This is a genomic window from Syntrophorhabdus sp., assembly GCA_012719415.1.
Lineage (GTDB): Bacteria > Desulfobacterota > Syntrophorhabdia > Syntrophorhabdales > Syntrophorhabdaceae > Delta-02.
In genome coordinates this window covers 1-25,456 of the sequence record JAAYAK010000050.1, presented here as the reverse complement: position 1 = coordinate 25,456, position 25,456 = coordinate 1, and the positions used below count along the sequence as shown (strand labels likewise).

Genomic DNA, 25,456 nt, shown 5'->3' with positions numbered 1-25,456 from the left:
GTGCCTGAGAAAACCAAAAGGAGGACATTTATGTCTGGCATTTTTTCAAGAGCCCTATCCTTGATGGCCGTTGTCCTGGCCCTTGTGTGCTTCGCGGCTGACGCACCGGCCCTCGACATGGAGCTGCTCGGCGCCGGCGCCACCTTCCCCCAGCCGCTGTACTCTAAGATGTTCGACGCCTACAACCAGCAGTACAAGGTGAAGATCAACTACCAGGGTATCGGATCGGGCGGAGGGATAAACCAGCTTGTGAAGAAGACCGTCGATTTCGGCGGCACCGACGCCTTCATGACGGCGAAGGAGTTGCAGGCGGCCGGGGCCCCGGTCCTGCACATTCCCACCTGTCTCGGGGCCGTGGTCGTCACCTATAACCTTCCCGGGAACCCGAAGCTCAATTTCACCCCCGATACGGTGGCTGAGATATTCCTCGGCAAGATCACGAAGTGGAACGACCCGAAGATAGCCTCGGCGAACCCCGGGGTGAAGCTCCCCGATCTGCCTGTCAGCGCCGTGCACCGCGCCGACGGCAGCGGCACGACCTACATCTTCAGCGAGTACCTCACGAAGGTGAACAGGGAGTGGAAAGAGAAGATCGGCACTGGCAAGTCCCTGAAGTGGCCCGCCTCCCAGATAGGCCAGAAAGGGAACCCCGGCGTCGCCGGATACGTGAAGCAGACCCCGGGCGCCGTGGGATACGTGGAACTCCTCTACGCGATCCAGAACAAGATGCCTTACGGTACCATAAAGAACAGGGCCGGCAAGTTCATCGAGCCGACGTTGAAGTCGGTGAGCGCCGCGGCCAACGTGAAGATCCCCGACGATACGAACGTGTCCCTGACAGACACGGAGGCGGCCGCCGGTTATCCCATCAGCGGTTTCACATGGCTCATCTTCTACAAGGAACAGAACTACGGAGGAAAGGCCAGGGACCGGGCGGAGGCATTGGCGAAACTCCTCCTGTGGGTGGTGGGCGACGGTCAGAGATACGTCGAGCCCCTTGAGTACGCCCCCTTGTCGAAAGAGGCGGCGGCGAAGGCGAACAAGCTGGTCCGCTCCATGACATACAATGGCGCGCCCCTCGTGAAATAAAGGAGATCATGAGACGAAGGACCGGGCGGCGCCGCATTCACAGGCGCCGTCCGGAGACATATTCGGGACCACATGGATACAGGAAAGCAAAGAGCGCCTTCAGGCGCAGACCGTTCGGAAAAGAGGTTCAATACCATTCTCGCGGGCAGTGGCCTCCTTATCGTCCTTCTTCTCCTCGCGATCTTCGCTACCCTCCTTCTGACGGCCCTGCCGGCGGTCAGGGAATTCGGGGCCTTTTTCTTCATAGGAAGGGAGTGGGACGCGACGACGGAGACCTTCGGGGCCCTTCCCTTTCTGGTGGGTACCCTGCTTACCTCATTTCTTGCCCTGGTCATCTCCATCCCCTTCTCCATAGCCATTTCCATCTTCCTCGGTGAATATTTCAAGGCGGGGGCCGTCTCGACATTCCTGCGCAGCGCGGTCGAGGTCCTGGCGGGGATCCCTTCCGTTATTTACGGCCTTTGGGGTCTTTTCTTCCTCATGCCCGCCGTCCGCTTTCTGGAGGTGAAGATGGGTGTCGCCCCCCATGGCGTGGGGATACTGACCTCATCGCTCATCCTCGCCATCATGATCATCCCCTTTTCGGCGTCCATCGGCAGGGAGGTTATCACGCTCGTACCCGGAGACCTGAAAGAGGCGGCATACTCGCTGGGAGCGACGCGGTTCGAGGTCATACGGAACATCGTCATCCCCTACGCGCGCTCCGGCATCATCGCAGGCATACTTCTCGCACTGGGACGGGCGATAGGCGAGACCATGGCGGTGACGATGCTCATCGGCAACAGCAACTTCCTGCCAACGAGCATATTCAGCCCCGCCAACACGATGGCGAGCGTCATCGCCAACGAGTTTGCCGAGGCGACGGGGGTCACCGCGGCATCGCTCATCTACGTCGCTCTCGTTCTCTTCCTGGTGACCATGGTCGTCAACATCATCGGGACATACGTCATCCAGAAGATCAGCATTGAAGCATCCAGGGAGGTCTCGTGACGGGCGGCCACGTCGGCAGGCGCCTCGCAAAGGACGCGGTCTTCAAGGGGGTGGTCTGCCTTCTTGCCTTCCTGTCGCTTCTTCCCCTTTTTCTTATCCTTTACTACATAACGATGAAGGGGATATCGGTCATCAACTGGGATTTTCTCTTCAGCCTGCCGCGCCCCATCGGCGAGGCGGGAGGAGGCGTCGTCAACGCTATCGTGGGGACGCTCATGCTCATAGTGCTGTCCTCGGTCATATCCGTGCCCTGCGGGATCGCGGCCGGCATCTACCTTTCCGAGAACAAGGCGGGAAAACTGAGTAACACCATACGGCTCTGCGTCATCGTCCTGCAGGGGACGCCCTCGATCGTCATCGGCATCATCGCCTATCTCTGGGTGGTGGCTCCCCTCAAGACCTTCTCGGCGCTTTCCGGTGGTGTCGCCCTTTCGATCATGATGCTCCCCGTTATCATCAAGACGACGGAAGAGACGCTGAAGCTCATACCCTATCACCTGAAGGAGGCATCTCTGGCCCTGGGCGTGCCCTATTACAGGACCATTCTCAAGGTCGTACTTCCTTCAGGGATAAGCGGGATCCTCACAGGCATCCTCCTCAGCGTGGCGAGGATCACGGGGGAAACGGCGCCGCTTCTCTTCACGGCATTCGGCAATCAGTTCATGAACGTCAATATCTTCAAGCCGATAGATTCCCTGCCCTACCGCATATTCTATTACGCCATGAGCCCCTACCCCGAGTGGCATTCCTTCGCGTGGGGGGCCTCGTTCATCCTTGTCGTTCTGACGCTTGCCCTGAACCTTATCGCAAGGGGGATTTCCGTTAAATGGAAGATACAGTTCTAAAGGTCGAGAAATTCAGCGCCTTCTTCGGCGACAACAGGGTGCTCAAGGACGTGGACCTTACCGTCAGGAGAAACGTGGTCGCCGCTCTCATGGGACCGTCGGGGTGCGGGAAGACGACCCTCATACGCTGCGTCAACAGGATGCACGAACTCATCCCCGGAGCCGGCGTGTCGGGAAGGATGACGCTTATCGACGAGGACATCTACACGATGCAGCCCATCGTGCTCAGGAGAAAGGTGGGCATGGTCTTTCAAAAACCGAACCCCTTCCCCACGATGAGCATCTACGAAAATGTCATCGCGGGATACAAGCTGAACGGCATCAGGATGCCGAAGTCGGAACTGGACAATATCGTCGAACGATCACTGAAGAGATCGGCCCTCTGGGACGAGGTCAAGGATGCCCTTCACCGGAAGGGGACCTTTCTCTCCGGGGGGCAGCAGCAAAGGCTGTGCATAGCCCGGGCGCTTGCCATGAACCCCGAGATACTGCTCCTTGACGAACCGACGTCCGCGCTGGACCCGAAATCGACGTCGCAGATCGAAGAGCTCTTCGTGGAGCTGAAGACGAACGTCACCATGCTCCTTGTCACCCACAATATCGCCCAGGCCGCGAGGGTCTCCGACGTGACCGCCTTCATCTATCTCGGGGAGCTTGTAGAGTTCGGGCCCACAGAGAAGATGTTCACCGTGCCGAAGGACAAGCGGACGGAGGAATACCTGACGGGAAAATTCGGATAGGAGGCTAAAAGGGATGCTGGAGGTCAGGACAAAGGAGCTCAAGAAAGAGCTTGTCGAATACGCCACCCTGGTGGAGAAGATGATCGCCGAGAGCATGACGGGTCTTCTGGAGAGGCGGGAGGCCCCTCTTCGCCGGGTCATTGACGAACTGGAGCCGGCGACGAACGATTTCGAGATCGAACTCGACGAGCTGTGCACGGGGGCCATAGCGCAGTACCAGCCGAGGGCGCGGGATCTGCGCATCATCCTCATGATCTTCAAGATGACGAGCGATCTGGAACGGATGGGAGATCACGTCGCGAACATTGCCGACAGCGGATTGTTCCTCATATCCCACGTGCCTGTGAAGCCTCTTGTCGATATTCCCCGGCTTGCCGGGGAGACGACGAGGAGCTTAAGTGACAGCATCACCGCCTTTCTGAACGAGGACGCGTCTCTCGCGCAAGAGGTCTGCGAGCGGGACCATATCATCGACGCACTGCAGGTCCAGATCTTTCGCGAACTCGTGACCTTCATGTCCTCGGACCCGGCGACGATCGAGAGGTCGCTGCACCTCATCAGGGTCGCGAACAACCTCGAGCGCATCGCCGATCTTTCCACGAACATCTGCGAGGACGTGATCTTCATGGTCGAGGGAAGGGTGATCAAGCACCATCGCGAGGAAAGGGACGGGAAGGAATAAAGAAGGGATCGTTTCCCGGGAAAGCAAAAAAGAAAAGGGGCCTTTTCGAGGCCCCTTTTCCTGTCCGAACGGGGGGTTTCTTAGAAGAAATACCAGGCTGCGAACCTGTACTGGTCCATGATACCGCTTGAGTTGGCGAAACCGGTACCCACGCCGGTACCCTGGCCCACACCGTTATAATGGGTGAACATCCTCATCCACTGTAGACCAAGCCTGATCGACTGGTTCGCGTCCCAGAGCAGGTTCGCGCCGAAGGTCTGGGACATGTTGATCCTGTCGCGGGCCGTCGCGTTATTCGTGCGCGCCCACCCGCTGTAGTTGTACTTGAGGTAGCCGTACATGCCGTTGACCCAGAGCTTGTCGGTCATCCACCAGGAGAGCTGGGAGAAGAGCCCGAAGAGCGTCGGCGCCGCCGCGCTGTTGTCCGGCCTCAGGTAGGAGCCATTGCTCGGGCCCGAGGAGCCCATCCAGTTGTTTCCCGCGACGTTCTGCCCGACAAAGAAGTTGCCGTTGAGCAGGACGGACATTGCCTTGTTGCCCTGTCTTTCGGGAACGATCGGGATGGAGTAGCGGAACGCGGTGACCCAGGCGTTGATCGTGGTGTCCTTGTAGTCCGTGGCGGTGGTGTAGGATTCCGTGTCCCTGCCGTAGTATGCTCCAAGGCCGAACTTGAGGTTATTGGAGCCGATCTTGCCGCAGCGGTCCGTCCAGTATGCTATCTCTCCCTGGAGGCCCGGCCAGGAGCTTCTTGCATAACCGTCGTTGTACTGACGGGTTGCTCCCGACCACTCCGTGGCGGAGGTGAGGCCGAACATGGCGCTCAACTCTTTCGTGAGGAAGTATCGGAAGGCCACCTGGGGTGTCCTGATACCCTTGAGATACTGCTTGAAGTCGTCGGCGCCTATCTGGGCGGAGTAGTACGGCATGCCCCACTGCTGGTAGGCCTGGCCGGCGAGCAGTTCCGATGAGTTCCACTTCATCTTCATCCACGCGTGCCTCAGCTGGAAGCCGCCATACTGGTTGCCCGTTGTCGTGCCGCGAAAGTCACCTTCGATAAAGGCGCTCGTCTTCGCGCCCCAGAGCTCGGGACCCTTGATGAGGAAGTTGAAACGGGTTTCGGCGCCCGTCATGTAGGTGTTGCCGTACTCGTCAGCCAGAATGCGGCGGTCGGATGTGCTGCTCCTGTACGCGTAGGACGGGTCCGCGTGTGAATTCTGGGTCGAATAGCCAAGATCGAACTTCACGAAGCCGCCGAACGTGACGTCATACCTGCTCGATACGCTCCCCGCGTTGCCAAGCGCCGGAAGAACCAGGGCAACAGCGATCAGGGCCAATAAGAACTTCTTCATTCCTGCCTCCTTAGTAATGGTTATCGTGGTACAGATGACGGGTGATGCCTTTTCTTCCTTTCCGTTCCTATGGATTCAAGTTTTGCTGAGGCAAGATTAACCAATTTTGATTAAGGGGGCGTTAAATGGCTGTTAAATTACCGTTAAGCAAAGAGTTCTTTCTTTGTCCCGTGAATAGGGCAGAGGCGATGAGGAATTCCGGGGCGGTGGTTAAGGGCGGCCTGGATGCGGGCAGGACGAGAGCGTAAGAAACTCTCATCCTCCCTTAGGCCCCGGTCGATGGCAGGATTGTGTCAGGTCGAGAGGAGCTCCATCATCTTCGATGAGCCTTCCCTGGACATCCACTCGACGTTCTTGAACTGGCTAAAGTCGATGCCGTAGAGCAGTTCGAGTACGTCATCGTATGAGGCTGCCGCGCTCGGAATGATGGGTGCCTTCTTCGTCGAAAGGTCCACCTTTTCCTCGACGGGCGCGCTGTCCTTCTTCTGGGCGGTCCTGTTGTCGCGCGGTGACCGTGTCTGTCCGAGAAGGGTGTTGCCCTGCAAAACGTTTCCTGTTTTCATTGCCACCTCCTGAAAAACATAGCGAATACATTATATCACACGAGCGGAATTGTAAAGAAAACTTTGTGATACCCTATGCGGATGCAGGCAGGGCAAGGCCTGCCGACTTCTTCCAGGACCACGGGCAGTCGCACCTGCCATCGATGCAGTAGAGATGGTTGCAGTAATCCTGAAACTCGCATGCCGATTGGTCGATGAAGGATAGTGCAACCATCTCATCGAGGCCGGCGAAGAGGCAACTGTCGTCGGCGAAGTCCTCCAGGGAGGAGGTGAAAGGGTTCCTTTCCCCTGTCCTCGGCAGAGTCATCAGATGTGTTGTGTCCAGGATCTTTCGGGCCATGCTTCCTCCGTGTGCCGTTGGAATATTGAAACAAGAACTTTGAAAGCAAGAACCATGCCTCCGATCGCAACCAGTGAATCCGGATAGTTAGCCGGAATGGACCTGTCGCCTTCGGCCGGAAAGTGGTTTTTGTTGACGCCGTGGTGTCCGATATCTGACATGGCGTGCCCGAGGCGGACCTCCTTTTCTCGACGTCCCGCAGGCGCCGGCGTCTCGCGTCGTATTCCTCAACGACCTCACGGCTCGCGAAGTCCTTCCCGATATGTACCATGTCGTCATATTCCCAGAGTGACAGGCTCACAGAAATACCCTCCGTAATACTGCCGTGGAGTGTAGCCTCGTAAAGGCGGATATACTTCGATATGTCGGCTCTCTCTTATTCTGGCCCATAGTCTGTAAAGCGAGGCCTGCCCGTAAGCTTCACTTTATCGGTACCTAGCGGCATAGTTATCTTGAAAATGCTTGACATTATTATCGAGCGGTTTATAATAAGCTAATTCATCCCCAGGCGGCGAAAGTTACCTGGCCCCCTTTGGGTTACGGCTCAAAGGGCTTTTTTGTTTAATGCCCCTGACAATGAACAGGACCACATTCCTCATAGATGGATTTAACCTGTATCATTCGCTGAACGATGCCTGCTGGCGGTATAAACAGCGTAACGTCAAATGGCTCGACATCCATAAGCTTTGCCGGATGTATCTTCCTTCCTTGACCCCCCGAGCCACCCTCGAAGAGATCTACTATTTCTCCGCATTTGCCTTTCATCGCCAGGATAAGGACCCGGGGATAATCGCGCGTCATGAGCTTTTCATTGAATGCCTGAAAGCTACAGGTGTAAAAGTGGAGATGGGAAGATTCAAGGCAAAGGATGTGTACTGCAATGGCTGCAAGACCCTTGTGAAGCATTATGAGGAAAAGGAAACAGATGTGGCGATCTCGGTGAAGCTGCTCGAATTGTTCGTTCTAGATCAATGTGACAGCATCGTTTTGGTAACGGGAGACACGGACATCATGCCGGCCATTAGAACGGCATTCAATCTGTTTCCCGAAAAACGGGTGTACTGCGCGTTTCCCTTCAGGCGGAAGAATACTGAACTTGCAAATATTGCGACAGATTCCTTTACAATCGGCATTGACCGATACCAGGCCTGTCAATTCCCGAATCCGTTCGTCACCCCCGATGGCAGGTCGTTGCAAAAGCCGGGATCGTGGTAACCTGTCACATTTCCATCTTACACCCTGCCTGACACCTGTTCCATAATCACACATGCCGACTCGTGTGACACATTTGTTCCCGTTCCTGCGCGCTGTTCCATCTGGATGTACCTGAATGACGGATAATCGGAGCGTTGGAAGCGATCGCCGCCAGCATCGGGGAGTTCAACCGGGCGACCTGGCAGGCCCGGCAAGTTCAACTCGCTCTTCTGCAGAAGCTGTATCCACCAAGTGTCGCACGTGTGACTGCAGATGGGCATGCAGCGTCAGAAAACACCGTTGCACTTCCGCCAAGGCGCGCGCGGAAGGCAACGACGGATGCGAACGACAGCACATGAAATGGAAACAAACAGACCTGCGAGAACGAAAGCTATCTTGTGCCGGGCGAGTACTTGTTCTTTTGACAGAGTATCCTCAAATGGTTGATTCCATGTGCACTTTGAAGCGGAATGTAACTACTAAATGCAGAAACGCGTTGGTTTTTTATTGAAACCTCAGTATTTTGAATGGTAATCAATAAGAGAACTGCGCCAATAAGGAGCATATTCTCGAGTTTTCCAGAGTAAAGGCGTCTTATAGCGGTTGGCACACCTGAAGAGGCTATGGACTCTACGGCATATCAAGCTGCGGATGCGAATGAAATAGTCAGCGAACTGTTTTCCGGCAAACTGCCAATTCAGGAGGCAATACGCCGGTTAAGAGTACGCCTACTCGATCTCACCTCGCGCAATCGTCTTCTCAGCTACCGTTACCCAAAGAACAGGTCCGTCCAGTTCGCCGGTGTTCAGAACCTCGACACAGTCTTTGACAAGATTATAGATGGTAAGGCATTGTCCATCAAATGGGTCCCGGAGCCAGAGCCTCTAACGGTTGGCGAAAAACGACCTGATGCGAAACAGTACGCAGAATCACTCGGAATCGACGTGTCGATGGAAGCACCTGTCAATGGGCCGAACCATCGGAATATCAGCCTGCAGGCCCTTCATTATCCGGTCGAGCTTGAAAGGCTCCTGAAAAAGATAAGCACTGACGCCAAAAGCTCAATCGAGGAGACAGGCAGTAATATCCTCTTTCTCATATTCGGTTTTCTCGAGTTCTACGAAGACGATGCATCTCAGAAACCAATGTTTGCTCCAATAATCTCGGTACCGGTATCACTTGAGAGAATTGGGGTTGACCCAGAGACACGCATCTATACCTACGTTCTCAACTATACTGGCGAGGATGTCGCCGAAAATCAAACGCTTAGAGAGAAACTTCGCCAAGATTTTTCCCTGATCATTCCCGAACTTGAGGATGAAGACACGCCGGAGACGTATTTTCAGAAGATACACAGCGCGGTGGCAAATAAGCGGCGATGGAGGATACGGCGGCAACTCACGCTTGGCATGCTCTCTTTCGGTAAGCTGGCCATCTGGGCAGATCTCGATGATAACAAATGGCCCGGGCTCATAAAGCATCCTCTCTTGAATATGATCTTCGAGGGAGGGTCGACGCCTAACAGTGATGGCTTTTCCCCCGAGGATTATACGATTGACAAGGTGGAGGAAGCCAACCAACCTCTCGTTTATGATGCCGACTCCTCGCAGCATAGCGCAATCATCGACGTTCTAGCAGGCAAGAACATGGTCATCAATGGACCTCCCGGCACCGGCAAATCACAGACTATTACCAACATTATCGCGGCAGTCCTCGCCCAGGGCAAGAAAGTTCTTTTTGTATCGGAGAAACTTGCCGCCCTCGAGGTTGTTCAGAGACGATTGCAGATGGCAGGTCTCGGTGATTTCTGCTTGGAGCTTCACAGCAACAAAACACAGAAGAAAAAGTTTGTCGAGGCCCTGGACGAGCGGATATCGCGACGCTTTCGCCAAATGTCCCTTCATTCGCACCTGGCACAGCTCTCAGCCAACAGAGAGAAACTGGCAAGGTATGCGGAGCTTATGGGAAGCTATTTCGGTAACGAGTTAGGTAAAACGGTCAACGAGATCTTCTGGGCTGTGTCCCGGCGACGTCAGGATCTTGGCGAATGTACAGACCGGCTTTCTGCGGCAAGCATTCAAGACATGTCGCAATGGAGTCACGAAGACCTGCAGAAGTACCGCAGTGTGCTCGAAGAGCCAGCAAAGTTATTCCCCACCATTGGTTGCTTCGGACCGGATCACCCGTGGTGGGGTTTTTATCCGAGGCCAATCATCCCCGGTGATGAACATGCCATTGCCGAAATACTGCTTGAAGCAACGGAGCATGCCGATACCATCACTGAATCGATCGGACAATATCGGGGGTTGGGAGGAGAGGAGTGTTTTGACGAGGCAGGCTTCGAGGTAATTCGTAGCCGCCTTGCCACAATCCCGGATATCCCCGTCAACTTTGTTTATGGCCTTCTCTCAAAGTTCTTTGCACCAGAAGATTTGGACGGCTCCCGGGCAGGTGAGGTTCTGAACAAGACATTCGAGGCAATATACGAGGCTAGGAGACTCACGGAATGTGCCGCCATGATTCTCGTCCCCAACCACGGCCTTACGGCAGATGTTGTGACACCGTTGCTGAGAGCCGTTGAAAAAAACTGCCTCCCCGAGGTTGTAGGGGGAAATCCCGGAGCCATAATAACCATGGCGGAGTCAATCGCGGCAGCACTGGCCAGTTTTGAAGATTCTCCCGAATGCGAATCCATGGCGTACCGGGACGCAACCGAGGCATATCAATACGGTCTTGAAATCCTAATCGCGAAATTGGACGGCATGGACATCCTCGACAGACCACTCGGTGACCTCGAAGTGGCTGTTAATGCCGTGCTGCAAAAACACGATATCCTAGCCGCCGACGTTCAGAAGATGCAAGCGGTTATACAGAAAGGCAATCTGACTTTCGACGGAACGCCGGCGTCAGCCAAACAGATACTGACAACAGGGATACGCGAGTTAAGACCAGGCACCAAAGTAAGCGCGGAAGATCTCGTGGAAGCGAGACGCCTCTGTGAGTTTCCGCTCTCTAGCCGCACTCTTCAAGAGCTGCAGGAAACTCATGCAAAGCTTAGGCTAGTCGTGGACCGACTTGAAAAATCCTTCAGCAGCCTCAAGAAGGCTTGTAACCACCTCCGGATAGAAGAAATTGAAGGAACAGAGCTGCAGCTTCTTGAACTGCAAGCTCTTGCACAAATTGCAGCCAGAGCTCCCCAAGAACTACTCGCCTACCGTAAGGAGTTCTTCGGCCAACCGGTCGCAGATCAACTTGTCGACCGGCTTCACGATGGGCTCGCACGAGAGGCGTCGTGGCGCGGCGAGCTCGAGTCTTTGGTATATCTTGACACCCTGCCTCCCATCATCGAATTGAGGTCTCATTTGAGAACCTTACGACAGGGCAGCAATGCCTTCAGCTTTCTAAGGCGTGATTACCGGCAGACCAAGAAAGCCGTCAAGGGTATTTCTAGAGCCAAGAAGAAGTATAACACAACAGAATGGGCCGGGGTCATTTCCAACATTATTCGGTGGGTGGAACACCGGGAGAACCTTGTCTCTGACCCGGAGTTCAGGGAGTGTATAGGACCTCTCTTCTGCGGTCTCGAGACGAATATTTCAAAGGTCAGGGCGCTCCGCGACTGGTACAAGGAGAGCCACCAGATACTGCTGGAGCAGCCTAGTCTCACAGAGAAAATGGATCTCACATCCTGTGAAGCAGCTAGAATCGGCCAACTGGCGGTGAGGGCAAATGGCATAACTGAGGCAGTCACATCCATATTCGACAATTACGCACAGGCAGAAGCGGCGCTGGAAGCAAGCATTTTCGATCTGGAGAACGCGAAGCGGCAAGACTGCACCACCTACATCTCGGCGCTAGCTGATTTCTCGCGACAACTCGGAGAGGTCCTCCAGTTCTTCTCCCGGTTTGTCGATCAGATTGTCTCGCCCAAAAATGCGCTTCAACATATGAAGGCAGCAGCCGAGCTATCCCGTATGTCACCTGAGCTTACAAGGTTGAGCACAAATGAAGAGATCGCGCAGGCAGCCGGTACGATTCTACCATTTATGGCCACACCGACAATCGGTTCATGGTTTCAGCACCTGCCGGTCATTGAGGCTAACTGCCGCAAAATTGAGCGCCTCACGGATTATCTTAAGGCTTTCCCGCGAAATACTACCGCTGCCGATGCGTTGATATCAATCAAGGCGAAGCTTGCCTTGGATGATTCTCTGAAAGACGTTTCTCTCATAGCGCATACCCTGAATGACTGGCCCGTGTATCATGCGCACGTCCAGGAGATGGTCAGAGCACTCCATGCACTCGCAGACTTTTTCTCAGGAAGATTGCAGAGCGAAAAGTCCGTTAGGGAAGGCGTGAATGCGCTCTTCAACGAAAAAAAGAGCTTTGAGATCCTTAACCGCATCGAAAGGAATCCGGAGATATCGGCCATGATCGGGGCACGCTATCAGGGTCTCGCAACCGATCAGGAGTCTCTTCGAGCCACCTTCGAATGGGGGCGCAGCATCGCAACCTGTGGTCTGTCAAGGGATCTGTTCCTGAATATTCTGAATAAGGACGGGGATGATCTGCTGGTAGATGTCATACGGATCGTCGACAATACACTCTCGGCTTTCGCCAATGTAAGGAACGCCCTCTCAAAACTCGGGCAATTCGGGGAGTTCAGTCTGGCGCAATGGCAACAGCAGTCAGAAATCGGGATAGAGAAAACGGCGCCCAAGCAAATCAAGAGGCGTCTTGAGATTGCCTTCGACAATCTCCCTGGCCTCTTTAGCTGGTCCAAGTATCTCGCCGCAAGAGCTGCCTGCCCCCAAGATGGTTTGCGCCTACTTGTGGCGGCCATGGAGGCCGGGGATATAGAGCCTGACAAGCTTGGCATGGCCGTAGAGTTTGTTGGCTACAACACAATTGCGAAGAGTACTTATCGGAAATTCCCCGAGCTGGCGCGCTTCAACGGTCTGTCTCATGATTCTATACGGCAGGACTACCAGAAACTTGACAAGGAAATGATAGACCTTCGGGGCAAGGATCTCGCCTTTCAGATCGACAAGCAGAAACGGCCTCCGATGGGTCACAAAGGCCCGTATGCCAAAGATTACACCGAGATGGAGCTCATTCTCAGGGAGATTAACAAGACCCGCCGGCACATTCCTATCCGCCAACTCCTGAAGCGTGCAGGCCGCGCAGTGCAGGAGCTTAAGCCCTGTTTCATGATGGGCCCACTTTCTGTTGCCCAGTATCTCGATCCAGAATCGCTGAAGTTTGACATCGTGATCATGGACGAAGCGTCTCAGCTCAAACCTGAAGAGGCTATAGGCGCGGTCGCTCGCGGCGCTCAGCTCGTGGTGGTGGGTGACGCGAAGCAGCTACCGCCGACCAATTTCTTCGATCGCATGCTCGAGTCCGGTGAAGAAGAGGATGAAGGAGAAGTTCCTGCGATACAAGGGATGGAGAGCATTCTGGATATCTGCCAGCAGCTCTTCTCGCCAACTAGAAGTCTGCGGTGGCACTATCGTTCGCAGCACGACTCGCTAATCGCTTTCTCAAACTTTCACTTTTACAAGAACTTGGTGGTTTTCCCATCACCCTTTCGCAGGTCGGGGAGTCTCGGGGTCCGTTATCATTATGTGAGAAACGGCGCGTATCAGAACAGACAGAATATCCCCGAGGCTCAAAAGGTTGTGGACCTCGTTTGCGAGCATATGATAAAGCATCCCGAAGAATCTCTTGGGGTGGTTACGCTCAATCAATCGCAGCGGGATCTCATTGAGGAGCTTCTTGACAGACGCCTAAGGGTGTTTTCCGAAGGGGATGAGTACCTGCGCCGTCACAGGGAGGATGGGTGGCCGTTTTTCGTCAAAAATCTGGAGAACGTCCAAGGTGACGAGCGCGACGTTATTATGATCTCCACGACGTTTGGTAAAGCGCCAGGTGCAAGCCGTCCACGCCAGAATTTCGGACCTATCAGCAGGGAGACAGGATGGCGGCGGTTGAACGTTCTTTTTACCAGAGCCAGAAGGAGAATTCACCTCTTCACGTCGATGACGTCAGAGGACATCATCCTTGACGAGAAGACACCGATCGGCACAAAGGCGTTGAGGGATTACTTGGATTTTGCCAAGAAGGGGATACTTGCAGAAACCGGATTCACCTCCAGGGAGCCGGACAGCGACTTTGAACTCGCTGTCGCCGACCTTCTCCGTGACAAAGGATATACAGTCACGCCGCAGTTCGGCGTAGCGGGCTTCTTCATTGACATGGTAGTTCATAATCCCGACAGGCCGGGTCACCTTATGGCAGCGATCGAATGCGATGGAGCAACCTACCATAGCGGCGCTTCGGTAAGAGATCGGGACAGGATCCGACAAGAGATTCTCGAGTCGCTCGGCTGGAAGAACCGGATATGGCGGATATGGTCAACAGACTGGTTCACAAATCCTAGAATTGAGGCACAGAGGCTCTTCGAGTTTCTTGATAGGTGCCGGTTGATGGTAGGGCCTGATCAAGAGCTTGAATACGAGCCTGAGGTGGAAGAAGTCGAAGACGAGCAGGTCGAGGTTCAGGGTCTTGCTCTCGACCGAGAAGTGACCGAGGCACTCAGCATCAATGACGTTGAGGATATATTCGTTGAGGTCGGAGATCGTGTTACCTATAGCTTCAAAGACAAGCCAGACGTGAAGTACACTGTATGGATCACAGATGGGCCCAGCAATCCCGACATGAAGATGGTGAACGAAAACGCGCCCATCGCCGTCCCGTTACTTGGCTTATCAGTCGGGGAAGAGGACGATTTTGAAATCCCTGGGCAGCCGACGAGAGTTGTCCGGGTGATGAAAATCGACAAAGCATAATTGGGAAAGTCACTGATTCAGGGCAACTTTGGATTCATAATAGATTCGACGTCCAACGTTTCATTGGCAGAAGGCCCCAAATCCGGGATGGAGTCAAGGGACCGAGAATGCGATGCTGTTGGAATGTTCAACAGTCTAAGAGAGAGCAGTGCAGGTCACTGGGCCTCGTCCCGTATGATAGCCACTTAAGACCCTCCAGGTTTCATCCGCCCACATCTATTTCACGGTCCCCTTCGTCCTCTCCTGGTCCACGATAGAGGCGATGGCGGCTGAGTGCGTCATTGTGGGGTCAGCCACTTCACCCGTCAGGGAGGTCATAGACGAAGGGCGCGTAACGGGCTCCTTGTCGACTTCTTCTCGCCCAGGGAGATTGCGGATCGGGTGGACGAGGTACTGGATCATCCCGGGAGGATGGCAAACCTGGGCAAGACAGCCCGTGATGACATCGTCACGAACTATAACGTGAAAGACAGACTGGCTGAGTACGAGAGACTGTGGCGGGGCCTGCTGACCTGACATGCCCCGGTTTTCCGGGAGCGTCAGGAGATCATCGTCGCCTTCCCCGGTCTCATTGTGCCGTCGCTGTCAGGCCACAGCTCCTCACACCCCGAAGTCCCCCTCCTGTCCCATGATAAGCCATCCGTCCTTCTTCTTCCACATGAGCTCCGTCGTGAAGGGAACGTTGAAAACCTTCTCCCTGAGAGACAGGTACACGACGATGACGGATGAGGCGGCGCAGACCATATCCGATTTTTTCCCCGCATCCCGGAGGACCTGTCTGATCAGTTCATAGGGCCCGTAGGGGAGCCCGTCGATATCCTCGGAGCAGGGCCTGATCACCTTCTCCACGATCGTGGTGACGGACTCATCCGTGGGATCGAGCCCCAGCATCTGCGCCACGTCGATGGCGATGTCGTCGTCGTCGAGCCACATGAGGTAGTAGAAGTAGGGATGGTCGTCGTCCCGGCAGGTGAAGAGCCTCTCCATGTACGTGTAGCCGAGGTACTCCGCCTTGCGCCCCTTCCTCACCGCCCGGAGCTTCGTGAGGATGAGGTACTCCCCGAGGTAGGGGTACTCCGGGTCCATGGCGGGTCCCTCGTAGGCCATCGCCAGCGCCCGGATGTACGCCCCTCCCGGCCGTGCGTAGAGGCCTTTTCTCATCTTCCTCGCCACGGCCATGCACGTGTGGGGCGACACCGCCTCCCCCAGTTCCGTCAGTGCCTTGTGGAGGCGCTTCCCCATGTCGTAGTACGTGATGGGGTGCTCTCCCTTCTCAAAGCAGAAGAGGTCATATACCCGCTGCATCCGCATCACGTCCCAGGGGTTCCTACGCGGCCTTCCCCTCCCTGCCATAGAGCCCTCCATGTATTACTGATATAATTCATTAATGCCATTATAAGCATGCTTGCCTAATTATTGCAATATATAGTAGTATATTATCGTTATTAATCACAATCAAACATTCCGTGCAACGATCGCAATGGGAGGAGGCGATCATGGGGAGAGATGCGTCCATGTTTTCGACGGGTGACCTGATGACGCTGTGGATGGTGGCAAGCGCCGCCGACACCGCGAACATGACCGACGAGGAGAAGGAGGAGGCACAGGAGCGGGGGAAACCCGACAGGGCCTTCATGAAGGACACCCTCATGCCCGACGAGAGCGTAAACACCGCCGGCCTCTTGGACTACATTCGGGGGGAGTTCGGTTCCCTCAAGAGCACCTTCGACCGGGTGAGGTTCGTGGACACGGCCATCGCCGCGGACGTGGCCAGTGCCTCCTGGCAGGAGGGGGAATTCCCCGTCGCCTTCTTCAAGCTCCTCGCCTTCTTCGGCCGCACCCCCCGGCAGATGGCGCAGAGCCTGGAGATGTACTTTGCCGCCATCAGGCTCCTCAACCTCGACCTCGCCGGCAAGAGGAACCGGCTGAAGGCAGCCGAGAGGCAGGAGGATGTCACGGGCCCCTTTACTGCCGCGGAGCTTCAGTACCTCCGCAACATTCTCGATACTCTCGGCACAAAGGGGCGGAGCCTCGACGAGGCGCGCAGGGAGAAACTGGAGGGCTGCCCCGCCTGGGATGTCCGTGACCCCGTGGACAAGACCATCATCCTCTCCGAGGTCCTTCCCCTTGTCGGGTGGGAGTTCGCATCCCTTGCGACCATGGAGGAGAGGCGGCGCCTCATCGGGGCCGCAGTGGACCGTTCCGGCATGAGTCCCGGGAAGAAGGGGTACTGGGAGGAGGCGAAGAGGCTCCTTGTCGTCTACGGGAAGCTCCTTGTCTACTTTGGTCAGGCTGGGCAGGACGTAGGACAGGGGATACGGACCCTCGCGTCCTCGGTCGGTAACGACGGGCAGAAGGAGGCGACCCTCTTCGAGACCGTCACCGCCCTTCCGTACGGCGTCACCCGAAAACAGAACCTCGACGCCCGGTCCGTGATGGAGACCCTCGACAGGAGGCTCTACGCCATGGAAGGGGTGAAGGAGCAGATCCGGCTCGAGGTCGTCCTCGCCGGGTATGCACAAGGGTCCGCCACACCCGCACCCTTTCTCCTCGCCGGTCCCCCGGGGACGGGGAAGACCTCCGTCGCAGGTGCGCTCGCCGAGGCCCTCGGTCTTCCCTTCTTCACGGTGAGCTTCTCGGGGAACGCGGACATCATCACCCTCAAGGGGAGCAACCTCGGGTGGCTGGGGGCGGTGCCGGGGGCTTTTACCAGGATCCTCGTCCAGGCCGGGTGCTCGAACCCCGTCATCCTCCTCGACGAGGTCGACAAGGCAGGGAGGTACGGCTCAAGCGGGGACGTCGTTGCCGTCCTCACCGAGGTCCTCGATGTCACCCAGTCCATGCGGTTTTCCGACCAGTTCCTGGCGGGCATCCCCGTCGACCTGTCGAAGGCCTTCTTCGTGGCGACGGCGAACGACATCACCCTCGTTCCCCAGTTCATCCTGGACCGGTGCAGGGTCATCGAGGTTCCTCTCTACGGGGAGGAGGACAGACGGGTCATCATCAGGGACTATATGGCAGAGCAGGTGAGAATCCAGAGGAAACTCCCCTTCATCATCGATGTCAGTGATGACGTGGCGGCGCGGATCGCCTTGGAAACAGACTCGTTGAGGGTCGCGAAGGAGATGCTCACTGTCCTTCTGGCAAAGGAGCTGGAAGGGATGACAGGGACACCAGACAGGGTGGTCCTCAATAGATGGGACCCGAGGGTGGCGGACAGGTTCCTGAGGAAGGGCAACAGGGCAAGGACCATCGGGTTCGGGGTGCCTTCGAGGCCGGTGGCTGTGTAAAGGAAGGTGCTGCTGCAGGCAAAAGTGCCCGCGTATGTCTGGTGGTCCACGGTAACGGAAGGTTGATAGGGGGAAAAGGACTTAAGTAATACTTCCCGGAGGCGATAAACATGCTACATAGGAAACTTTTCACAATTGATTATCAGCAGTGACGGTGACTGACTTACGCACTGTTTCTGCTTTGACGAAGGAACTCGCCATCGCGACGCGTATTCCGATGGACGTAAGCCAAAGCGCATTGGACGGAGAAGAGATCTTTTTCGGGTCATCCCGGACATGCCTGTGTCTGGACAGCAAGCGTTGACCTGGTGTCTGGACGGTTAGACGACAGAAACGCACCATTCCTTGGTGAACAACGTAGATTAAGGGGAATTGGAGAATGAAAAGGAACCTCAGATCGCTATCGTTAGTACTGATGACGGGAATCTTCTTCTTGCTGCTGTCCGGGTGCTATGTGCCGGAGAACTTCGATATCAAGGTCAAGGTGAACAAGGACGGGAGTTATGTATTCTCCTATGATGGCACGCTTGTGAACGTGTTTGCCCTTTCGGAGGCAAAGAAAGGCCCTCTCAGCAAAGGGGATGAGGCCGGGCTTGAAAAGGAAGCGGAGGCGATGCGGCGGGAGCCCGGTTTCAAGGAGGTCAAGTATCTGGGAAGCGGCCGTTACAAAGTGGTTGTAGAGAAGACCGGGAAGCCAGGGGAGACGTACTATTTTTTGAGTCGCGAACTGCGGATACTTGCCATTGAACCTCAGAAAGACGGGTCCATGCAGATCTCTTCGATCAGGCCACAGAAGAAAGAAATAGACGAACTTGGTTCCATCGGTTTGAAAGTGGCGGGTGTCCTGACTGTGAGCGTTGCGCGTGGCGTTAAGATCTTGAGACACAACGCTCAGAAGGTGCCAAGATTCTTCGGCCTCTTCGGGGCATATGTATGGGAGATCAAATCTCCCGACGCGAATCCGGTTATCGTTCTAAGGCCTGCGGTTTAGGCAGGGCAAGAATATTTGAAGGGAGGACCACATGAAAGACGTTTTGTTTCTTGACTCGATGCTGACCACGAAGATAATCACACTTGTATACTGGCTGTTCCTGCTTATTGCCGTCGTCTCGGGTCTTGGAAAGATGTTCGGTGGTTTTGGCGGAATGACGTTCGGTAGTTTCCTCTGGGGCCTTGTCTACATCGTCGGCGGTGCCATTGCTGCAAGGATCTTCTGTGAGATGCTGATCGTTCTGTTCAAGATCCACGAGAACATCAAGAGGCTCGCCGACAGGGAAGGGTAGAAGAGGCGTCGACGGACGTATCAGGGAACGGGCAACGGGGAAATGGCCCCTTCGTACGGTCCTGCATTAGAGATCGGACGAGATGAACGGCCGAGAAAGACGACCGTTGTAATAACAATTAAGCTAGCGGAGGAATCCGGCGTATGTCAGCGTTTTGCCCGAAGTGCGGTAAAGAGATAGCTGAAGGGGGAAGGTTCTGCTCGGCCTGCGGTACCAGTGCAAATGGCAGTGCAGTGGCCGACCCTCCACATCTTGCCGAGTTGAGGTCGGCGGAGTCTGAAGAGGATGCAATAAGATGCCCGCGTTGCGGTTCAAGAAATGTCGCAGCCATGAAGGAAGGGTACAGCGGCCAAAAGGCCTGCCTTGGCGTTATGTGTTACGGTCCTATCGGCCTCCTGTGTGGACAAGCAGGGGCAAACAAAATCTTCATAAGCTGCTTGAAGTGTGGCCATCAATGGAGAGCATCGAGTCCCGGTGGGTCAGGGAAGAACAATTGGGCCTTGATATTGCTGATCATCGTGGGAGCGATCATCTTCCTCAGTGTTATCTCGTCCGCATTCAGAGGATCGTAATGAGGCTTGGCGTCAACCGCTTGGGGTGTCATGGGATACCCAGTCGCTGCTTCAGCGTGAGAGGGAAACCGTTGCCATTTTGCTCCCGATGCCTGGGTGTTGGGATAGGTCAGATGACGGCCGCGGTGTTTCTGGTCGCCGGGATAGCCTCCCTTCCAGGCATGGTTCTGTCGCTCGCGCTTCTTTGCCCCATGCTTCTTGACTGGAGTCTGCAGGAATTCGCCGGAATCGAGTCGAACAACTACCGACGTCTCGCAACGGGCATCCTGGGAGGATTTGGTTTTGTATCAGTGTTAGTCGTGGTGTTTCGGTGTGTCCGATAGATGGAGGAGCGCCTTCGGCCGTGACGCCCTATCGGGAGAATGAACAGGGAGAGACAAAGGAGGGATAGAGCATGAAAAACGTTATTAATTGGTTCACCGGTGAACGGAGACTGCCAGACAAGGCATGGCGCCGCTTTCTTCTCAATGCGGCAACTGTCGGATTCTTCACCATGACGCTCTTGGCGGTCTGCGGCTGCGACAGCACCCCTTCCATCAGCAATGCCGACCGGAAGGACCCGAAGAAGTTCGCGGAGTTCGTGGTCGCCGAGTTCGCGAAGGGCAATTACAAGCCCTACGAGCAGTATCCCGCGGTCGAGCTCGGTGAAAAGATCGAGAGACATAACGCCTGGGTTAAGTCCGAACGGGCCAAAGGGGACACCGATGTCATGACGTACGCCGAGCTCAAGGAGAGATGGCACCAGAAGGAGGAAAAGATACTTGGCAAGGTCGTATCGTACGGCGTGTACTCCATGACACCCGACAAGAGGTATACCAGGAGCGGCCGTGAGGCGATGGGGGTCAGGTACTGGATGATCAGGGAGCACTTCAAGCTGACGGATCCTGAGAGAAAGTGGTACTGCGCAAACGACAGCGAAGAGGAATGCAAGAAGAAACGCTGTATGGGACAGTTCCTCGTGGTTAAAGAGCACGACGGTTTGTGGCACATTGACGAGAACTTCTAATAAGGAGGAGGCGGGCGATCGACATATACACGGACGGGTTGGGAGATAACGTGTAACAGAGAACAAGCCCTGAGGAGGATCCCCTTAACACCGTAGCCACCTCCAGGTCGTCGAAAGGTTCGGCAAGGAGGGAGAAATGCAAGAAGTGATCGGAGAAAGGGGTCCCGCGAAACAGTCCGGAAGGCATCGGGGCCGGTTTCACTTGTTGAGGTGAATATGAAAGCAAAGGTTGTGATAGGAATCGTTGCAGCCTTGGTGCTCCTCATCCCATTCCATGCAGAGGCTGCCACCGCTGCCGAGAAATGGTTCGAGAGGGGTCAGGCGCTGAGGATGAAAGGCGATTACGATGGGGCAATAAGGGCCTACGGCAAGGCCATAGAACAGGACCTCTTCTATGCGGCGGCATACAACAACAGGGGTGCTGCGTACAACCACCTCGGCAATCCCCAGCAGGCGTTAAGCGATTTGAACAGGGCTATAGACATCAATCCGCGCTATTCGGCTGCCTATAGCAATAGAGGACGATCCTATAACGACCTTGGAGATTGCCAGAAGGCTCTGAAAGATTGCAGCATGGCCATTGAGCTCGATCCTCGCAACGTGTCGGCTTACATCAACAGGGCGGTTTCTAACGGCAAAATGGGCAATTACCAGCAGGCGATAAAGGACTGCAACAAGGCCATTGAGCTCGATTCCAAGTCCGTCAACGCGTACAACAATAGAGGAAACGCTTATAGTTTGCTCGGTGATCATCAGCAGGCGATAAGGGACTATAGCAAAGCGATAGAACTCGCTCCTGGGTATGCCACTTCTTACAACAATAGAGGAGACGCCTATAGTTTGCTCGGTGATCATCAGCAGGCGATAAAAGACTTCAACAGAGCAATAGAACTTAATCCCGGGTACGCAATGGCCTACAGCAACAGAGGGAAAGCCTATGGCGAAATGGGGAATCACCAGCAGGCGATAAAGGACTGCAACAAGGCCGTTGAGCTCGATCCCCGTCACGCCGAAGCCTACTACAGCAGAGGGTTTTCCTACGGCAGACTCGGCAACCAGCGGCAGGAGACAAACGATTATAGAGAGGCGGCGAAACTGGGATCCAGGGATGCACAGGAACTTCTGAAAGGAAGAGGCATGACCTGGTGAACAAGTCGGTGGATTCACCTCATAGGAAGAGAGAATTGGGTTGACAGCTTGTTGACAGCTGCCAATATTGGCGGCGGCATGAAGTTGTCAATTGGGGTGTCGGGAACAACCTGAGCGGAGGAAGGCCTTGCCGTATATGCAGTATAATCGATCCCCAGCCGTTTCCTGATCGGACATGCATCCAGTAAAATCCGCACCCTACTGTTTTCGGTAGGCGAGTGCGGCTCCTTCGACAGAAAGCAGGGGTGGGCACGCACAGAGGGTGCGTCACAGCATTCAACTCCAGAATGACCATATTAGAGGATGGGGACAGTCAACCAAGTACCGTCACTATGCATTGCACCGTTAAAGTACGTAAAGGATAGGGAGGAACGTAAGATGAGAGAAAGGGCGATCGCATTCGACATGGAAACGGAAAGGAGAAAGGCCGTCAGGATCATGATCTTCGTCCTGGTGACGGCGTTCCTGATCTTCGGCCTTATGAGGGGGACCGCGGGTTCCGCGGAGCTCAAGTGGAAGTTCACGCCCTCAGAGCAGGTGACGTATGACCCGCTTAAGGATTCGCCGCCTCCGCCCGCTCCAGGCTCAGAGGCCAGCGCAACGTCACAGGGCCCTGGAACTGTCTCCCGGGGTGTGCCCGGCGCAACGTACTCGGGGACAACCGCGATGTCACGCAACTCCGTCGTCCCGGCCGTCATCGAGGCCGCCGTAAGGGAGTTCAAGGCCACTTTCAACTGTGAAAGGATCCGCATAGGCAATACGTGGTATCCGTGCAACATGCAGGGGGCGGATTTCAGGGGCTTTGTCCTGCCGGTGCCCGATGAAAAGGACTGGAAGACGAAGGCCTTCACCCCGGAGTGGAACACGGAGGAGGAGAACGATCTGGCGCGCGTGGAACAAGGCTTCCGCCAATGTGGGTACCACCGGGGGAAGATACAACATGACGGATTATACATGGCGCAGGCGGACCTGTCCGGAGCAGACTTCACAGACGCCAAAATGTGTCACCTGGACCTCAGACGGGGATATCTCAGGGGTACGAAATTTGTCAGGGCACAGTTGCACCGTCTCGAGTTCGAAAAGGCCGACCTCACCGGGGCTGACTTTTCCGGCGCGGTTTTGGGCACTACCGTCACGATGACACAATCGGGCAGGGTCAGAGATTATGGTCTGTTCAGGTTCGATGGAGCGACCCTTACAAACGTATCGTTCAGGGGGGCGACCATTAACGGCGTCATTTTCATGGACGGGGCGAAGAACCTGTCCGGCATGGACCTTACCGGGGCGAAATGTACCAGTAGCGGGAGTACATGCATTAGGTTCGGCCCCGGTGCGGATCTCACCGGCGTCATATGGTTCGATGGAACAACATGCCAGCCCGGCAGCATAGACAAATGCCTGAGCCCGTCGGGCGTGGACAAACTGGCCCAGTGGAGGGCAGAGTTGAAGAAGACGGCGGAGAACTACTGGAGAGAGGACACCAGGAAGTTTCCTTTGGGCTGGCGTCCGCCTGCAAAGAAGAAGGCAAAATAATACGGGAGGCATGATTGAAGACAAACGGACTGCTCGCGATCCTGGCAATAGTGATTCTCCTTGTGGCCATAGTATTCCTACAGGGCTGTGGTGGCGATATTGAGAACGACAACAAGGTGCTGAGGCCGAAGAACGCCTACAGCGTGGCGTGTCATGCGGCCAGCGTCGCGCTGAAAGGGAACACGGCAGCGATGATGGAGCTCTTCGATGAGAGACCGGTCCCGAAGCCCGCAGACCCCCAGAAGGCGCTCTTTGCCGTCATGGACTTCATCAGGGACACCAACCCGCGCAACCTCACCTGGACAGGTATCTCCAGGCTGAAGGTCGACCGGGCGCAGGACACGAAGACCCATGAAGGCCTGATCTGTTTCCACGAGTCATTCAGTTACAGCGGCCCCGTGCGGGGGAGAATGTGGTGGATGCATCATCATGAAGTACTTTCTCCCGGGTGGACCTTAAGGATTTCTCGCATGCCGAGAACTGTCGGTGTGGCTCTCAATGCCGGATAGTTCCACATTCTCGGCATGAGGGAGCACAACATGCTGTCGCGGCGACCCTGACCCTCGTCTCCATGTTGGCGTTCAACACGATCCCGGAGGTCGCCTTGATGAGCACGTTCCTGGTGTGCGGGGGGGACACGCGCCGCCTGTTAACAGACTGGGTTCGGCCGAAATGGGTTAAGTCCCGGCAGGGCCCGGAATGAAGAAGACTCAATGGGGGCACAGAAATGAAGAAGAATCCAAAGATAACAGACATCGTAAGTAGCCTGACGTACGGTGATATCTCGAGAGTCCAGAAACTCCTGGACGCCGGCGTAGACCCGAACTCGGCGAAGGACGGACGGACCCTATTGTACTATGCCGTGTGCAAATACAACTTCTACGGCCTCGATATTCCCAGGTTATTGCTGGACCGTGGTGCGAACCCGAATGTGCCCTCGCGCAGGGAGAAGAACAAAAGCAGATACAGAGGATCGCTTCCGCTCAGCAGCGCGTGCGAACATGATGATACTGAAATGGTGGACCTTCTTCTGAAGTACAATGCCGATCCGAACAAACTTGATGGGCGCAAGCAGGACGGCGAGACTCCATTTCAAACCGCCGTGTGGATGAGCAACATAAAGATAGTACGAGCGCTCCTGGACAGGGGAGCCGATGTGAATATCAGGAATTATGGCGGATATGTTCCCCTTCACGCCGCCTGTCATGGCAATAAGCTCGATCTCGTGAACCTACTCCTCAAGCATAGAGCGGTACCGGACATCCATGCCGACAGGAACGGCAATACACCCCTTCATACGAGTCTCTGGAAGAGCGGTGAGGAGATTGTGTCGGTACTCCTACAGAAAGGAGCCGAGGTGAATGCGCAGGACAAACTCGGAAGAACTCCCCTGCATATAGCCTGTCAGCGGAAACGCGTCGGCATCATCAGGTTGCTACTCAAAGCCGGGGCCTCGACCGACATAGCGGATTTTGATGGGCATACCCCTCTCGACGCGGCGATTCAAATACCCGATTCCGACCCAGAGCGGGAAAAGATCATGGACCTATTCCGCGAATTTGCCCCCGAACTGACGTTCACCGCGTTCTGTACAATCTATCTGCCATAAAAAAAGAGCGCGCCTTGTGGGCTTCTTGTGTCACGACTCTTGCCAACCGATGGATGGGAACATCGCAACAACCCGCAACGGACTTATCGCTCAAGAAAAATATGTAATCTCGTGGTAATTCTGTCAACACATAATTAAACGATTTGTTTAAAAAGGCAAACATCACAAGTTTCTTGGGGACAGTCTGGGGACACAAAAAGAGGCAACAAAAAAACCCGCAACTTGTTGATATTGCAGGTTTTTAAATGGTGGAGCTGAAGGGGATCGAACCCTCGACCTCTTGACTGCCAGTCAAGCACTCTCCCAGCTGAGCTACAGCCCCGCAGGTAAGTGTTATAACAGCATGAGGATGAATTGTCAATGGCTATTGC

Annotated in this window: 21 protein-coding genes, 1 tRNA gene and 1 pseudogene; 18 read left to right on the top strand and 5 right to left on the bottom strand. The window is 55.3% G+C overall.

Features of this window, described 5'->3' with window-relative positions; all coding sequences use genetic code 11:
- Nucleotides 1-30 precede the first annotated feature (30 nt).
- The 5 genes from pstS to phoU all read left to right on the top strand — a co-directional run bounded on the left by pstS (nt 31) and on the right by phoU (nt 4,346).
- Nucleotides 31-1,089 carry a phosphate ABC transporter substrate-binding protein PstS gene (gene pstS / locus GXX82_03180; GenBank protein ID NLT22029.1) on the top strand — a complete coding sequence of 353 codons (1,059 nt, stop codon included), beginning with the start codon at nt 31-33 and terminating at the stop codon, nt 1,087-1,089.
- A 72-nt stretch (nt 1,090-1,161) separates the two neighbouring features.
- Complete coding sequence (gene pstC, locus GXX82_03175; GenBank protein NLT22028.1) at nt 1,162-2,079, top strand: phosphate ABC transporter permease subunit PstC; 918 nt, start codon at nt 1,162-1,164, stop codon at nt 2,077-2,079.
- Complete coding sequence (pstA, locus tag GXX82_03170; GenBank protein ID NLT22027.1) at nt 2,076-2,924, top strand: phosphate ABC transporter permease PstA; 849 nt, start codon at nt 2,076-2,078, stop codon at nt 2,922-2,924. The genes pstC and pstA overlap by 4 nt, the downstream gene beginning before the upstream one ends.
- The gene (gene pstB / locus GXX82_03165; protein NLT22026.1) at nt 2,906-3,664 is read left to right on the top strand and encodes a phosphate ABC transporter ATP-binding protein; all 759 of its coding nucleotides are present in this window, start codon (nt 2,906-2,908) and stop codon (nt 3,662-3,664) included. The genes pstA and pstB overlap by 19 nt, the downstream gene beginning before the upstream one ends.
- A gap of 13 nt (nt 3,665-3,677) precedes the next feature.
- Nucleotides 3,678-4,346, top strand: coding sequence for a phosphate signaling complex protein PhoU (gene phoU, locus GXX82_03160; GenBank protein NLT22025.1), 669 nt, complete (start codon nt 3,678-3,680; stop codon nt 4,344-4,346).
- Nucleotides 4,347-4,426: 80 nt separating this feature from the next.
- Here phoU and GXX82_03155 read toward each other — a convergent pair whose 3' ends face one another.
- The 3 genes from GXX82_03155 to GXX82_03145 all read right to left on the bottom strand — a co-directional run bounded on the left by GXX82_03155 (nt 4,427) and on the right by GXX82_03145 (nt 6,598).
- Nucleotides 4,427-5,695, bottom strand: coding sequence for a hypothetical protein (locus GXX82_03155; protein ID NLT22024.1), 1,269 nt, complete (start codon nt 5,693-5,695; stop codon nt 4,427-4,429).
- Between the two features lie 293 nt (nt 5,696-5,988).
- A complete protein-coding gene (locus GXX82_03150; GenBank protein ID NLT22023.1) occupies nt 5,989-6,258 on the bottom strand; it encodes a hypothetical protein in 270 nt (89 codons plus the stop codon).
- Between the two features lie 73 nt (nt 6,259-6,331).
- Nucleotides 6,332-6,598: a hypothetical protein gene (locus GXX82_03145; protein NLT22022.1), complete on the bottom strand. Its 267-nt coding sequence runs from the start codon at nt 6,596-6,598 to the stop codon at nt 6,332-6,334.
- 576 nt (nt 6,599-7,174) lie between these two features.
- On the opposite strand from GXX82_03145, the gene GXX82_03140 reads away from it, so the two are divergent.
- The 3 genes and pseudogenes from GXX82_03140 to GXX82_03130 all read left to right on the top strand — a co-directional run bounded on the left by GXX82_03140 (nt 7,175) and on the right by GXX82_03130 (nt 15,066).
- Nucleotides 7,175-7,813: an NYN domain-containing protein gene (locus tag GXX82_03140; protein NLT22021.1), complete on the top strand. Its 639-nt coding sequence runs from the start codon at nt 7,175-7,177 to the stop codon at nt 7,811-7,813.
- Between the two features lie 602 nt (nt 7,814-8,415).
- Entirely contained in the window at nt 8,416-14,643 is a 6,228-nt protein-coding gene (locus tag GXX82_03135; GenBank protein NLT22020.1) for a DUF4011 domain-containing protein, read from the top strand.
- A gap of 184 nt (nt 14,644-14,827) precedes the next feature.
- Nucleotides 14,828-15,066, top strand: a pseudogene (locus GXX82_03130) (glycosyltransferase).
- Between the two features lie 177 nt (nt 15,067-15,243).
- Here the strand turns inward: GXX82_03130 and GXX82_03125 are convergent.
- Complete coding sequence (locus GXX82_03125) at nt 15,244-15,996, bottom strand: hypothetical protein (protein NLT22019.1); 753 nt, start codon at nt 15,994-15,996, stop codon at nt 15,244-15,246.
- Between the two features lie 143 nt (nt 15,997-16,139).
- Here GXX82_03125 and GXX82_03120 point away from each other — a divergent pair, with 143 nt between their 5' ends.
- The 10 genes from GXX82_03120 to GXX82_03075 all read left to right on the top strand — a co-directional run bounded on the left by GXX82_03120 (nt 16,140) and on the right by GXX82_03075 (nt 25,085).
- Nucleotides 16,140-17,933, top strand: a complete 1,794-nt coding sequence (locus GXX82_03120) for an AAA family ATPase (GenBank protein ID NLT22018.1) — start codon at nt 16,140-16,142, stop codon at nt 17,931-17,933.
- 379 nt (nt 17,934-18,312) lie between these two features.
- Entirely contained in the window at nt 18,313-18,924 is a 612-nt protein-coding gene (locus GXX82_03115; GenBank protein NLT22017.1) for a hypothetical protein, read from the top strand.
- 31 nt (nt 18,925-18,955) lie between these two features.
- Nucleotides 18,956-19,216, top strand: a complete 261-nt coding sequence (locus tag GXX82_03110; GenBank protein ID NLT22016.1) for a DUF4282 domain-containing protein — start codon at nt 18,956-18,958, stop codon at nt 19,214-19,216.
- Nucleotides 19,217-19,359: 143 nt separating this feature from the next.
- Complete coding sequence (locus GXX82_03105; protein NLT22015.1) at nt 19,360-19,788, top strand: zinc-ribbon domain-containing protein; 429 nt, start codon at nt 19,360-19,362, stop codon at nt 19,786-19,788.
- Nucleotides 19,788-20,111 carry a DUF2085 domain-containing protein gene (locus GXX82_03100; protein NLT22014.1) on the top strand — a complete coding sequence of 108 codons (324 nt, stop codon included), beginning with the start codon at nt 19,788-19,790 and terminating at the stop codon, nt 20,109-20,111. Before GXX82_03105 ends, GXX82_03100 begins: the two co-directional genes overlap by 1 nt.
- 71 nt (nt 20,112-20,182) lie before the next feature.
- On the top strand, nt 20,183-20,794 hold the full coding sequence (locus tag GXX82_03095) for a hypothetical protein (protein NLT22013.1): 612 nt from the start codon (nt 20,183-20,185) through the stop codon (nt 20,792-20,794).
- Nucleotides 20,795-21,010: 216 nt separating this feature from the next.
- Nucleotides 21,011-21,943: a tetratricopeptide repeat protein gene (locus tag GXX82_03090; GenBank protein ID NLT22012.1), complete on the top strand. Its 933-nt coding sequence runs from the start codon at nt 21,011-21,013 to the stop codon at nt 21,941-21,943.
- A 378-nt stretch (nt 21,944-22,321) separates the two neighbouring features.
- The gene (locus GXX82_03085) at nt 22,322-23,476 is read left to right on the top strand and encodes a pentapeptide repeat-containing protein (protein NLT22011.1); all 1,155 of its coding nucleotides are present in this window, start codon (nt 22,322-22,324) and stop codon (nt 23,474-23,476) included.
- A gap of 14 nt (nt 23,477-23,490) precedes the next feature.
- Nucleotides 23,491-23,985 (top strand): hypothetical protein, encoded by a 495-nt coding sequence (locus tag GXX82_03080; protein NLT22010.1) that lies wholly within the window; start codon nt 23,491-23,493, stop codon nt 23,983-23,985.
- Nucleotides 23,986-24,203: 218 nt separating this feature from the next.
- Entirely contained in the window at nt 24,204-25,085 is an 882-nt protein-coding gene (locus tag GXX82_03075; protein ID NLT22009.1) for a hypothetical protein, read from the top strand.
- A 246-nt stretch (nt 25,086-25,331) separates the two neighbouring features.
- On the opposite strand, the gene GXX82_03070 is transcribed toward GXX82_03075, so the two are convergent.
- Nucleotides 25,332-25,407, bottom strand: a tRNA-Ala gene (locus GXX82_03070).
- Between the last annotated feature and the right edge of the window lie 49 nt (nt 25,408-25,456).